This is a genomic window from Salinicola socius (genome assembly GCF_001937195.1).
Classification (GTDB): domain Bacteria; phylum Pseudomonadota; class Gammaproteobacteria; order Pseudomonadales; family Halomonadaceae; genus Salinicola; species Salinicola socius.
This window is the reverse complement of the sequence record NZ_MSDO01000101.1, coordinates 1-430: the sequence shown is the minus strand read 5'-3', so window position 1 is coordinate 430 and position 430 is coordinate 1. Positions and strand designations below refer to the sequence as shown.

The window sequence follows — 430 nt, the reverse complement described above, 5'->3', positions numbered from 1 at the left end:
CCTGTCACGCCGGAGGTCGCGAGTTCGAGTCTCGTCCGGTCCGCCATTCCATCAGTTTTCTCACGCCGTCAAGGTATGCGATATCATTGCAGGTGGGGCAGTTCGCTAGTTGCGTAGTTCGTATCAGGGGTCCTTGTTTCGACATGAATTCTTGATGCACAGAGTGGACCGGTAGTTCAGTCGGTTAGAATGCCGGCCTGTCACGCCGGAGGTCGCGAGTTCGAGTCTCGTCCGGTCCGCCACGCTTCGCACTGGTCGTATTTGTGGTATTGAATCGTTTGACGTTTGGGTGGTTAGCTCAGTTGGTTAGAGCACCAGCTTCACATGCTGGGGGTCACAGGTTCGAGTCCCGTACCACCCACCATAGCGGACCGGTAGTTCAGTTGGTTAGAATGCCGGCCTGTCACGCCGGAGGTCGCGAGTTCGAGTC

The 430-nt window shown here is 56.7% G+C and carries 2 tRNA genes; both read left to right on the top strand.

Going from position 1 to position 430, the window contains the following annotated elements:
• Positions 1 to 165: 165 nt before the first annotated feature.
• Positions 166 to 242, top strand: a tRNA-Asp gene (locus tag BTW07_RS19035).
• 45 nt (positions 243 to 287) lie between these two features.
• Positions 288 to 364 (top strand) — tRNA-Val (locus BTW07_RS19030).
• Positions 365 to 430: the final 66 nt, after the last annotated feature.